Here is a 12,453-nt window from a genome sequence, read left to right as displayed (position 1 = left end):
TTCACGGGAGCTAAAAATAACTTAAGTTAATTATTTATAATGTATAAATTATATTTATGAGTCTTTTCATGGGCGTAATTTTTATTTATTGAACAGCACTGATTATTTTTCGATGGGAAGTTTAAGTGAATAATTATTTAACTTGTCATGTAATTGCAATGTATACAGACTAATTTGTAAAAATCACAGACTGATTGGAGAGTATAATGAAAGCCTCAGAAAATCATGCTTCGTTGATTAAAAGTGTTATTTTCCCTTTACTGTTTATATCCACATCCATTTATGCCGCTCCCACACCACTGCAACACAGCAGTTTAAATACTGATGTTGAGTTGCCAAGATACGTATACAGAGTTGACAGCCGAAGTCCTGATGAAATTTTCAGGGATGGTTTTACTGCCCGGGGAACAGAGGCGAGTATCACCCTTTATGCACAGGGTGGAGCCAATCTGGCCAATGCCATATATATTTCTACAACTTCCAGTCCCGAAACGGCGGAAAGTATAGCTTCATCACAGGTCAATGATACATATCGGAATGCCTGGATCTGTGATTCCACGGGAAGAGTGCAGTGTCGATCATGGGTTTATACCATCAGCCCTGATAATACCAACTTTTTCTCAATGGCCGATAATTTACCTGATACTGAACAATACCGGCGATATTTCGGCCAGCATGAATGGGTGGCCGTTGATCGCATTTATCCTTCACGTATTGTTTCTGCCTATCCGGTCACCCGATTCTTTGATAACTTCGTTCCGGATGGACCGCCTGTTTTCAATATTGGACAGGCCCGGGAAAATCCGAACTATTCATCGTCAGCTGAAGGCTATGTTCCCGTTGGTTTCAGTGAGTCTGATGTAGGCCCTACAAGATCAATAGACAGTTGTACTGCATCGCATTGTGCAAAATGATGCGTAATATCATCATGCAGTAAAAATGATAAACTGAATATAATCCCCCCCATAATCCGGCTTTTCTGAGCCGGCTTTTTTATATTTCATTCTGACCGGACTCTTTTTTCCCTGTTTATATCTGCCTGAGTTCTGGCTGGATTCTACTGCGACTGTTATAACGGGCTGTCATCCCGACGCTCAGCTTTATCGGATTTTCAGTGGCTATATGTCAGGGTAGTCATTTACTCCTGTTGGGCCCTGCTATACTTTCTGGAATTATAAGGAGGGTGGTTCTGCATTAAACCGGATCTTATTTAAAAAAAATATTTAATAACATCTTTATGCTGGCATATGGAGCTGTTTTTACATACATTAAATAAGTACAGCTTAAATATCAAAGGTTGAGATTATGTCAGACGTTTATAGTGGTTTTGATCTACAGTTTATTGCGGGAAAATGGCAAAAAGGCAATTCGAATAAGTTGATTCAGAATATTAATCCCTATACGCAACAGGAAATTCTTCAGATTCCTGGTGCCAGTCAGGCAGATATTGACAGTGTTTATCAAGGTGCACTGACCGCCTGGCAAAGTTGGTCCAGGTCATCTGTTGAAGAGCGAAAAACCTGTTGTACCAGACTTGCAGAAGTGGTTGAACAACGCAGGGAAGAAATTATCAGCTGGCTGGTCAAAGAGGCAGGCGGTACCCGTCTGAAAGCCAGGGGCGAAGTAACCGCCGTACTTGGAATTATCGCAGAAGCTGCGACTTATCCTGAACGGATTGTCAACACACAACTGAAAGCGCTTGAACCGAATCAGCAAAGCTGGGTATACCGTCAGTCGCTGGGAGTGATTGCGGTGATCAGTCCCTGGAATTATCCATTTTATCTGAGTATGCGTTCGGTGATTACTGCCATTGCCACGGGTAATACTGTCGTGCTGAAACCATCCAGTGATACACCGATTACTGGCGGCCTGTTGCTGGGTAAATTGCTTGAAGAAGCCGGAGTACCGGCAGGTGTCATGAACGTGGTGGTTGGTTCCAGCAGTGAAATTGGCGATTACTTTGTTGAACATGATATTCCAAAACTGGTTTCGTTTACCGGTTCCACTAAAGTCGGTAAACATATTGGCGCACTTGCAGTCGGTGGACGTTGTATTAAACGAGTGGCGCTTGAATTGGGGGGAAATGCACCCCTGGTGATTCTGGATGATGCTGATCTGGATCAGGCGGTTGATATTGCCGTGATGGGACGTTTTCTGAATCAGGGGCAGATCTGCATGAGTACCAATCGTCTGATTGTGGATGCCAGCATTTATGACCAGTTTGTGGAAAAACTAAAAATTAAGGTCGAAAATCTGAAAGTGGGTGATCCGAGTCTGGAAGATACACTGGTCGGTCCGATTATTAATGAACAGCAAATCAAGAGTATTCATGCATTAATTGAGCAGGGCAAACAGGATGGTGCCAGGCTGATTATTAGTGGTGAGACTCAGAATAATGTTATTCCACCGCATGTCTTTATTGATGTGGATCCTGATACTTCATTGGCACGTAATGAAAGTTTTGGTCCGATTTTGCCAGTCATTAAGGCAAAAGATGAAGCTCATGCAGCCATCCTGGCTAATGCTTCGGAATATGGCTTATCCAGCGGGGTCTGTACCCGGGATCACGAACGTGGTATCCGCTTTGCACTGGGGATTGATGCAGGAATGACACATATCAATGATATTACGGTCATGGATCATCCGAATGCACCTTTTGGCGGTGAAAAGAACTCAGGGCTGGGACGTTTTAATGGCGGTTGGTTACTGGATGAATTTACACGCACACATTGGATTACCATTCAGGAAGTGCCGAAACAATATCCAATTTAGAAACGGGATCCAGTTCAGAAACAGTATTCAGTCGAATGGCTGGATTTCGATTCTGAATGTTGCTGGATGACATGTCAGCCTCTGATTTCAGGGGCTGGTATTTTACAGTGGCCAGTTTCAATACTGACCAGCTGTTCCGCGCGGGCTTATGAATCTTGATAATGATCAGCTCAGTTAAACAATCATCCGTTTTGATGACGGTTGCTGGTAACGGACAGTGATATCCACCCTTATCTTAATGGGAAAGATTTTTAAAGATATGTTTGAGGGATTCCATCAGTTTTTCAATCTGAAGCGGTGTCAGACCTTCAAAGGACTGCTCAAGTACAACCGCCATTAAATCATTAATTTTATTTGCCATTTGTTTGCCGGACTCGGTCAGGCAGACCCGTGTGATACGTGCATCTTCACTACAGGAATAAGTCTCAACGAAACCTTCGTCCTTCAGGCGATAGACAATTTTGGTTGTGGTGGACATTTTTGAAACGATCATTTCTGAAAGTTCGGAAACGCTGGCATGGGGCCGGGCTTCAAGCGAAATCAGCAGACGTCTTCTGGAGTTATCCACGCCATATTTTTTCAGGACATGGTCAACATTCATGACATAGCGTGCATGTACCTGGGTCACCCAATAGAAAGGAAAATTTTCGATATTGAAATTTTCAAGGCCTGGTAAAAATTTAGCATATCTCTTTGACATTTTTAAGATTCCGGTTTTTGAATTATATCCTGCTGTGACAAGCGCGATTGTATTTGAGATTAAATGACTTAAACAATAAATAACGGTAATTTAACACAAAAACAGGAGAAATCCAGTACTTCAGATTCCTCCTGCGCGAAAGAACTATGCAGGGTAACTGTCCAGTAAAGACAGGGTGTAGCTGTCTTTATCCTGATGAAACGCAACAATACTCTGAGCAAATTTAGTTGCTTCTTCCTGTAGCTGAGAATCCAGAACCGTTACATTCAGCAGTTTTGCTGCTGGAAATGCATTCCCGGGAACGACCTGGTAGATCAATTCCTGCTGTTGATTCTCCTGCGTGACCACGACTTTTACCTGATGTTGTTCAAATGCTGAATCACGATTGATATACGCCCCTTCATAACGTGTATTGGCGAAGGCTTTTGACGTCTTGTTGAAGGTGAGTGTAGTTACATTTGTCATCGCAGATAATCCCGATCAATTCACTGTTTGACTCAGATAGATTGCTATTCTGGCCTTAGCTATTGACTGTTTATTAAACAATCGGAGCTAAGATGGCATTTTAATGAAAAAATTATTTTTTTGAATCTGGCGTTTTAGCAAAAAATTTCTGTCTGAAACGCCATAAACTGTAAAAATCCATATATTTAGTATGTGAATACTACATAATATACTGAATATTAATAAATTAATTATATTCTTTATTTTAATGCATCAGGTTGGGTCAGTATAAATTGATGTAAAAAATACACGGTAAATGTAAGCAAATAATACATAAACACTGTCTGAATTTTCAGTCAGTCGACAGAACACCATCAGAACATGATCCGACTGAGAAATGCAGGCCATGCCATGACCTCAAATTATTTTGCCTGTATTTGTTATAATGTATCAATTTAGATGGGGTTTCCTGAACACTTATATGGGAAGTGGCTGCAAAGTCAGGCCATGAATTCATGGCAAATGAAAGGCCATATATTCTGATGCGATTTTTTAAACATCAGCATATGGCCAATCTGTCGGTGCCCAAAATCGGAAGGCCGTAGCTGATGCATCTGCGTTTCGGCATTGGGATACAGGCGCAGTAAATCCCGGACATTGGCTTCAGTGGCAATTTCATCATCGGCGGACCAGAATACGCTCACAGGGCAGGTGATCCTGTGGTGATGATCTTCAAAAATTGTTTTTCCAATTGCGTTAATGACATAGCCGGGTTTACTGCAAAACAGCGCCCATTGGCTGGCCACCTTTCGGGGCAGATTTTCACCCATCCCCAGCATCTTTGTCGCACCATAACCTTTAAAAAATGATGAAACAGGGAAAATAACATGAAACATAATCGGAGCAAGTTGTCTGGTCCTGCCTTTTAAGCCCCTGACATGTCCGGTTGAACCGGCAATGGCAACCACTCTGGCAATTTTATGATAATTGGGAATAATGCCGGTCAATTGTCCACCGGCGCTGTGCCCCAGTAAAATCACCTGATCCGCCTGAGTATTGGCCAGCAATGTTTCAATGGCAGCAGGGATATCCAGTAATCCCCAGTCCTGAATACTGGCGGTGGAATGTTTTAATGCGCCATACAGTGAAGCGCCAATCCCCCGGAAGTCAAAACTTAAAACATCATATCCCTGTTCAGCCAGCCATTCTGAAAATGCATGATAAAAATTCATGGTGATCCCTGTGGCAGGGCAGATCAGTACCGGTAATAAGTTGTGGTTATTCTTGGCAGTTTTATAAAAACGTGCAGCCAGCGTGTAGCCGTCTTTACAGGTGATACTTAAATTTTCAAATGTATGCATGTCACATTCCCATACAGTGCAGTGGAGTGCCGTATAGCTACTTTATAGCGACTGGCTCGGTAAACCTGGATGAAAGTATGACTAAAAAGTCATATAAATTGAGTTCAGTCTGGAAGAGAATTGTGCTTTGTTGCACAAACCTACTGTTAAGAGCTTATTCAGTAATATCATTCTCAAATGAATAAGCCTGCACCTGAAATATATCGTACAACCAATTGGCCCACCTGCAATCAGGCTTTAATTCATCGAGGAAACATCCTGATCCGGGTTGTACCTTGAATTTGAATTGTGTGGGATAGCTTTAACTTTTAAATTTTTGTGCAACAAAGCCAATTGGATATTAAAAAGTCTTTTGAAAGACTGAATATCCTGCTGCAATACAGGACAGGACAGGACAGGACAGGACAGGACAGGACAGGACAGGACAGGAAATTGATACCTCTAATCCACAATGGTTTCATCCATCATTTACATGAACTTTAAATAAAATTGCTGATGACTACTTGACCAATTTTTTTTTGTTGTTAGAATCCAGCGATCAAAATTATCTGGAGACCTGTGTGAGTACATGTTCAAGTGACGGTAGTCGATTGTTAACATTCGTATAGCATATTCACAAGACAGGTTTTCACTCATGCCTTGTGGACGCAGGGTATTGAGATCTTTTAAATTTTCTCTCACGTTCCAGTCATACGAATACTGATGGTTCACCATACAGTACATGCACTCATACATTTCTGCCTTAAATGCCAAGAGGAATATGTATGAAAAAGAAATCCAGAAGCAAACGTTCTCCATTTCAGAGTATGGAAAATGAAGTCATCATTGCCGTCATCATTCTCTACCTGGTGATTGTTGCGGTGATGGTGGTGGTTCATTATGGGCAGCCGTCAGATCAGAAAACAGAAACTTCTTCCACTTCTGTGTCACATACGAAGCACTAATTTAAACTCCTGGACAGTGAGAAATAAACATGATCACCAGCTATGTCAAAATGGACAACACTCTGACTGCAATAAATGGTTTACCGGCTGAGATTGACAGCAATCTGGTCTGGATTGAAGTAAATTTACCGGTTGAAGATGAATTAAAGAACCTGTCGGATACTTTTGGTATAGAGACAGGCAATAACCATTACAATGGTGAAATGGATATTGGTAATTATCTGTATATCCGGTCTGATCTGTTGACCCTGTCTCCTGAAGGCAGTCCGGTTTTTGGCAGAGTAAACTTTATTCTCTCCGATGATGTGGTCATTACCCTGAACCCAAATGCAGATTTCAGACCATTTGACAGTGCCTTGCGCCGCTTAAACCGTAAATTGCAGAATCATGCCAATCCGCGGGCGGTTTTGCGGGTTTTACTGCAGACTGCCAATGACAATGCCGATATGGTGATTGACCGTATTGCAGATGAACTGGAACAGACCGCTGAAGATATATTTCAGATTTCAGAGGGGCGCAGTGATGATGGTAAGGAACTGGGGGTTCAGGACCTGCTCAGTACCATTATTAGCCTGAATAAAAAGGAAGAGATTATTTCCAGATGTCTGGAAGCACAGCTATCATTGATCCGGGCGGTCCGTTATTTAAATGGTGAAGTGCATAATATTGAAGAGGAAGAGCTGCAGATTCTGGTGACAGAACTGGCCGGTGATGTGGTTGAGGTGAAAGAGCACGCCTCCTTTGAATATGAAAAAGTACGGTATTTACAGAATGCGGTGACCAATATTCTGAATATCAAGCAGAACCAGATTGTTAAAGTCTTTACCATTATTACTGCTGTATTTCTGCCACCTACCCTGGTGGGGACTTTCTATGGGATGAACTTTTCGGTCATGCCGGAATTGTCCTGGGAACATGGCTTTATCTATTCAATGTTCCTGACACTGGCGGCGGCAATTCTGCCATTGGCTTATATTAAATATAAAGGCTGGCTGCGCTGAGTTTACCAGAAGGATGATCTGTTCAGGGGCCGGCCGTGGTCAGGTCAATCAGGGGCAGGATACTGCCCTGACGATATGAGCAAGCCGTGGGGTTTTCAGACAAGGAACTGGTGGCTGCCGGTTTTAAAGCACCTGCCGGAGTTCCCGCATGGTGTCCAGCAGTAAGGGCAGAATCTGTTGCACCAGGTATTCCCGGGTGGTCCGCATGGTCGGGGAGACAATGTTCAGGGCGGCAATCACATTGCCCTTGGCATTATAAACCGGAACAGCAAGTGCATGAACCCCCAGTTCGTGTTCTTCACCTGAATAGCACCAGTCCTGTTCCCTGATGTGATTGAGCAGCTCCATAAATTCCGAATTATCGGTGCAGGTATATCTGGTCAGACGTTTCAGGGGATATTTGTCCAGCCACTGCTGTTGTTCGCCCATTTCAAGATAAGCCAGCAGTATTTTCCCGGCTGATGTTGCATGTGCAGGCAGGCGGTTACCCAGATGCAGGCCATAAGGGTTAATACGTTCAGTTTGCTGATGTGAAGCGCTGCGTGCAATGGTAATAGCTTCAAAACCGTCCAGCACCATCACTGAATAAATCAGCGATGTCTGATGTGTCAGCAGGTTGAGCAGGGGCTGGCAAATTTTTGCAAGCTGGGAACCACTTAAATAAGCGCCGGAAAATTTCAGTACTTTGGGAGATAAATAATAAAAATGACCATCAGATTCCAGGTAACCCAGGTATTCAAGGGTCAGTAAATGCCGGCGTGTAGCTGCACGGGTCATACCGGTTTTTTCTGCGGCAATGCTGGTATTCAGGCGCTGACGTTCCGGGCCAAAACAATCCAGAATCGCCATTCCCTTACTGATTCCTGCGACAAAATCTTCATGACGGATGATTTTCTGGTTATCCGCATTTTGCAGCGTTTTGACCTCGCTGGATGTACGCATGGCAGCCCCATTATTTGATGGTATCGAATTTCATCTGTATTGCTCAGCACAAATTTAATGCTGGTCAATACATCTGGAAATAGCAGAATAAAGCATAAATCTGTAAGTATTGTTCGATCATTAATATATTTGAGCGATCATCGAACAATTTAACAGTTTGATGGTAGAATAAATGCCGGAAAATTACAAAAATAATCTGAGCAGAATTGTATATAACAACATCCTGGCCACAACAGCCGGGACTGAGCCAGGAACGTTGCCAGTCTTTAAAAAATTTCCAGTCTTTAATTTACCCCATGCTATGTCATACACAAATGGAGTTGTCTCATGATTGATAAAAGTCATCTTTCCTTAATGGAAGCCCTTTCAGGCATAGGTGATGGTTCCCGGATCATGGTGGGCGGTTTTGGCCTGGCCGGCCAGCCTGCGGAACTGATGGATGGCCTGATTGAACAGGGTGTACGCGATCTGGTGATCATCAGCAACAATGCCGGCAATGGCGATCATGGCCTTGCCCGGCTGCTGAAAAGCGGGGCTGTCCGAAAAATCATCTGCTCCTTTCCAAGACAGTCCGACTCGTGGGTCTTTGATGAACTGTACCGGAGCGGGAAAATCGAACTGGAACTGGTGCCGCAGGGCAACCTGGCCTGCCGCATTCAGGCCGCGGGCCTGGGCCTTGGCCCGATCCACACCCCGACCGGCTACGGCACACTGCTTGCAGAAGGCAAGCCGACCCTGCACTACCAGGGGAAGGACTACGTACTGGAAGAACCGATCCATGCCGACTTCGCCCTGATCCGTGCGCATCAGGGAGACCGCTGGGGCAACCTGAACTACCGCAAGGCCGCCCGCAACTTTGGCCCGATCATGGCCATGGCCGCCCGGGTGACCATTGCCCAGGTGAGCGAAGTGGTGGAACTGGGCAGCCTTGACCCGGAACAGATCATCACCCCGGGCATCTTTGTACAGCACGTGATACCGATCCAGCCAGGAGAAACCCCATGAGCCATACCAGACTGAGCCGTGAACAGATTGCCCGCCGGGTGGCACAGGACATCCCGGAAGGAGCTTACGTCAACCTGGGCATTGGCCTGCCGACAAAAATTGCCAGCTACCTCCCACCGGACCGGGACATCTTCCTGCACTCGGAAAACGGCCTGCTGGCCTTTGGCCCACCGCCTGCGGCAGGAGAAGAAGATCCGGACCTGATCAATGCCGGCAAGGAATACGTCACCCTGCTGCCGGGGGGCGCCTACTTCCACCACGGCGACTCCTTCGCGATGATGCGCGGCGGCCACCTGGACATCTGCGTACTGGGGGCCTTTCAGGTGGCGGCCAACGGCGACCTGGCCAACTGGCACACCGGAGCCGCCGATGCCATTCCGGCTGTGGGCGGTGCGATGGACCTTGCCGTAGGCGCAAAACAGGTTTTTGTCACCACCGAACACGTGACCCGCAGCGGAGAACCGAAAATCGTCTCTGCCCTGAGCTACCCGGTGACCGGCAAACAATGCGTGGACCGCATCTACACCGACCTGTGCGTGATTGAGGTGAGCCCTGCAGGGCTGCAGGTGACAGAAATCATTCCGGGCCTGAGCTTTGCAGAGCTGCAGGCACTGACCGGTGCCGAACTGACGGATGCCACCGGCGCCGCGGGACAGGAGAACAAGACATGACACAGATTACAGACAGACAGGCCTGGATCGTGGATGCGATCCGCACCCCGTTCGGGCGCTATGGCGGGGCGCTGTCGGCAATCCGCAGTGACGAACTGGGTGCCATTCCGCTCCGTGCCCTGATGCAGCGCCAGCCCGGACTCGACTGGACACAGGTGGATGACATCATCTACGGCTGTGCCAACCAGGCCGGCGAGGACAACCGCAACGTCGGGCGCATGTCGGCACTGCTGGCGGGTCTGCCCTATAGCGTTCCGGCCACCACGGTCAACCGGCTGTGCGGCTCCTCGATGGATGCCATCGCCATGGCGGCCCGTGCGATCCGTTCCGGAGAAGCTGAACTGATCCTTGCCGGCGGAGTGGAGGGCATGAGCCGTGCCCCCTACGTGATGGGCAAATCGGGTACCGCCTATGGCCGCAGCCAGCAGCTGGAGGACACGACCATGGGCTGGCGCTTCATCAACCCGCAGATGAAGGAAATGTACGGCGTGGACAGCATGCCGCAGACTGCGGAGAACGTTGCGGAACAATTCGGCATCAGCCGTGAGGACCAGGACCGCTTTGCACTGAACAGCCAGCAGCGCACGGCAGCAGCACAGCAGCGCGGTTACTTTGACCGGGAGATCACCGCGGTGACCATTCCCCAGCGGCGGGGAGATGCACTGACCATCAGAGAGGACGAACATCCGCGTGCCTCGACCACGGCAGCGGGGCTTTCGGGACTGAAACCGGTGGTGAAAGCGACAGGGACCGTGACTGCGGGCAATGCCTCGGGGATCAATGACGGTGCCGCGGCCCTGCTGATTGCCTCGGATCAGGCTTTGCAACAGCATGGACTTCGGGCGCGTGCGCGGATCATCGGTTCAGTGACGGTGGGGATTGAACCACGGATCATGGGTTATGCCCCGGTGCCGGCAATCCGCAAACTGCTGGAGCGGACCGGGCTGGAGCTGGAGCAGATGGATGTGATTGAACTGAATGAGGCATTTGCAGCACAGGCGCTGGCCTGTACCCGTGCACTGGGTCTGGCGGATGATGCGGCCCGGGTGAATCCGAACGGCGGAGCGATTGCCCTGGGTCATCCGCTTGGAGCATCGGGTGCACGGCTGGTGACTACGGCGCTGAATCAGCTTGAAGTGACGGGTGGCCGGTATGCGCTGTGTTCGATGTGTATCGGTGTGGGTCAGGGCATTGCCATGATCATTGAACGGGTATGAAATCAGGGAAAAGGACGGAATATTCAATGAACCATGTCTATGCCGGTTTGTTTTATCAGGAAGATATGCTCGATATTTTCAGTGGTGAAGCACTGTTGAAATATATGATACAGGCTGAGGTTGCACTGGCAAAAGCCCAGGCCCGGGTCGGCGTCATTCCGCAGGCAGCAGCTGAACATATTGCCGGTGTTGCAGATCGACAGGGAATTGAATGTCTTGATCTGCAACAGCTGGCGACCGCAACGGCACTGGCTGGAAATCTGGCAATCCCATTTGTCAAACAGTTGACCGAAGCTGTAAAAGCGGTTGATGAAGAAGCTTCAGGCTATGTTCACTGGGGCGCGACCAGTCAGGATATCATTGATACTGCTTGTATATTGCAGGCCCGTGATGCGCTGAACATGATTGAGGCCTGGTTACATCAGGCTTATGCTGTTGCACTGCAACTGACTGAAAAATATCGTAATCAGGTGATGATCGGACGGACATGGTTACAGCAGGCCCTGCCAGTCAGCTTTGGTTTTAAGACAGCTCGTTGGGCCAGTGTTTTCAGCCGTGATTTGCAACGCCTGGCGGAAATGAAACCCCGGGTATTGACAGCGCAACTGGGCGGAGCAGTGGGTTCACTGGCCTCATTGACAGTGCATGGTACGGCAGTTGTGGAAGCATATGCAGCTGAGCTGAATTTAGCTGTCCCGGTGTGCAGCTGGCATGGTGAACGTGATCGAATTGCTGAAATTGCATCAACGCTGGCCATAATTGTCGGGAATACCGGGAAAATGGCCCGTGACTGGTCACTGATGATGCAGACTGAAATTGCTGAGCTTTCGGAACCTGCTGCGCCCGGACGTGGCGGTTCATCCACCATGCCGCATAAACGCAATCCCGTGGCTGCTGCCTCCATTCTTGCCGCCGCCAATCGTGTGCCGGCTCTACTGTCCGGTATTTATGCCGGAATGGTTCAGGAACATGAACGTGGCCTCGGAGGGTGGCATGCAGAGTGGCTGGCATTGCCGGAGATCTTTCAGCTGTGTGCCGGTGCACTGACACGTACCGTGGATGTGTTACAGGGCATGGAAATTCATCCTGAAAATATGGCCCGTAATCTGGAGTGCACACACGGTCTGATTATGGCTGAAGCAGTCATGATGGCGCTGGCCCCGAAAATGGGACGTCTGAATGCACATCATCTTGTAGAAAAGGCCTGTCAGCAGGCCGTTGCTGAACAGCGTCATTTGCGTGATGTGATTCGTGAAACTGTCGGTAAAATTGATGGCATTTCAGATGATATGACGGCTGAGGCCTTAGCGCAGATTTTTAATCCTGAATCTTATCTGGGCAATATTCAGCAGCAGATTGATGCGGTTTTGCGTGAAGCAAAAGGAGACGAATAAAA

The 12,453-nt window shown here is 47.6% G+C and carries 12 protein-coding genes; 8 read left to right on the top strand and 4 right to left on the bottom strand.

Going from position 1 to position 12,453, the window contains the following annotated elements:
- The first annotated feature begins 206 nt into the window (after nucleotides 1-206).
- Nucleotides 207-914 carry an enterotoxin A family protein gene (locus tag ACT6PV_RS07800; protein WP_445115836.1) on the top strand — a complete coding sequence of 236 codons (708 nt, stop codon included), beginning with the start codon at nucleotides 207-209 and terminating at the stop codon, nucleotides 912-914.
- A gap of 391 nt (nucleotides 915-1,305) precedes the next feature.
- Nucleotides 1,306-2,772, top strand: a complete 1,467-nt coding sequence (locus ACT6PV_RS07795) for an aldehyde dehydrogenase family protein (RefSeq protein ID WP_445115835.1) — start codon at nucleotides 1,306-1,308, stop codon at nucleotides 2,770-2,772.
- 235 nt (nucleotides 2,773-3,007) lie between these two features.
- On the opposite strand, the gene ACT6PV_RS07790 is transcribed toward ACT6PV_RS07795, so the two are convergent.
- From ACT6PV_RS07790 to ACT6PV_RS07780, 3 genes are all read right to left on the bottom strand, one after another.
- On the bottom strand, nucleotides 3,008-3,472 hold the full coding sequence (locus ACT6PV_RS07790) for a MarR family winged helix-turn-helix transcriptional regulator (protein WP_445115834.1): 465 nt from the start codon (nucleotides 3,470-3,472) through the stop codon (nucleotides 3,008-3,010).
- 144 nt (nucleotides 3,473-3,616) lie between these two features.
- Nucleotides 3,617-3,937: a hypothetical protein gene (locus tag ACT6PV_RS07785; protein WP_445115833.1), complete on the bottom strand. Its 321-nt coding sequence runs from the start codon at nucleotides 3,935-3,937 to the stop codon at nucleotides 3,617-3,619.
- 479 nt (nucleotides 3,938-4,416) lie between these two features.
- Nucleotides 4,417-5,277, bottom strand: a complete 861-nt coding sequence (locus ACT6PV_RS07780) for an alpha/beta hydrolase family protein (protein ID WP_445115832.1) — start codon at nucleotides 5,275-5,277, stop codon at nucleotides 4,417-4,419.
- 764 nt (nucleotides 5,278-6,041) lie between these two features.
- Between ACT6PV_RS07780 and ACT6PV_RS07775 the strand changes: the two genes are divergently transcribed.
- Nucleotides 6,042-6,221, top strand: coding sequence for a hypothetical protein (locus tag ACT6PV_RS07775; protein ID WP_445115831.1), 180 nt, complete (start codon nucleotides 6,042-6,044; stop codon nucleotides 6,219-6,221).
- Nucleotides 6,222-6,250: 29 nt separating this feature from the next.
- Nucleotides 6,251-7,222 carry a CorA family divalent cation transporter gene (locus ACT6PV_RS07770; RefSeq protein ID WP_445115830.1) on the top strand — a complete coding sequence of 324 codons (972 nt, stop codon included), beginning with the start codon at nucleotides 6,251-6,253 and terminating at the stop codon, nucleotides 7,220-7,222.
- A 123-nt stretch (nucleotides 7,223-7,345) separates the two neighbouring features.
- Here ACT6PV_RS07770 and pcaU read toward each other — a convergent pair whose 3' ends face one another.
- Nucleotides 7,346-8,164, bottom strand: a complete 819-nt coding sequence (pcaU, locus tag ACT6PV_RS07765) for an IclR family transcriptional regulator PcaU (protein WP_445115829.1) — start codon at nucleotides 8,162-8,164, stop codon at nucleotides 7,346-7,348.
- Between the two features lie 327 nt (nucleotides 8,165-8,491).
- Between pcaU and ACT6PV_RS07760 the strand changes: the two genes are divergently transcribed.
- From ACT6PV_RS07760 to pcaB, 4 genes are read left to right on the top strand one after another with little or no spacing between them, the layout of a single operon-like run.
- A complete protein-coding gene (locus tag ACT6PV_RS07760) occupies nucleotides 8,492-9,169 on the top strand; it encodes a 3-oxoacid CoA-transferase subunit A (RefSeq protein ID WP_445115828.1) in 678 nt (225 codons plus the stop codon).
- Nucleotides 9,166-9,840 carry a 3-oxoacid CoA-transferase subunit B gene (locus ACT6PV_RS07755; protein WP_445115348.1) on the top strand — a complete coding sequence of 225 codons (675 nt, stop codon included), beginning with the start codon at nucleotides 9,166-9,168 and terminating at the stop codon, nucleotides 9,838-9,840. The genes ACT6PV_RS07760 and ACT6PV_RS07755 overlap by 4 nt, the downstream gene beginning before the upstream one ends.
- Nucleotides 9,837-11,057 carry a 3-oxoadipyl-CoA thiolase gene (pcaF, locus tag ACT6PV_RS07750; protein WP_445115349.1) on the top strand — a complete coding sequence of 407 codons (1,221 nt, stop codon included), beginning with the start codon at nucleotides 9,837-9,839 and terminating at the stop codon, nucleotides 11,055-11,057. Before ACT6PV_RS07755 ends, pcaF begins: the two co-directional genes overlap by 4 nt.
- Before the next feature lie 26 nt (nucleotides 11,058-11,083).
- Nucleotides 11,084-12,451: a 3-carboxy-cis,cis-muconate cycloisomerase gene (gene pcaB / locus ACT6PV_RS07745; protein WP_445115827.1), complete on the top strand. Its 1,368-nt coding sequence runs from the start codon at nucleotides 11,084-11,086 to the stop codon at nucleotides 12,449-12,451.
- Nucleotides 12,452-12,453 lie beyond the last annotated feature (2 nt).

Source organism: Acinetobacter sp. WZC-1 (assembly GCF_052544965.1).
This window is presented reverse-complemented; position numbering and strand designations above follow the sequence as displayed.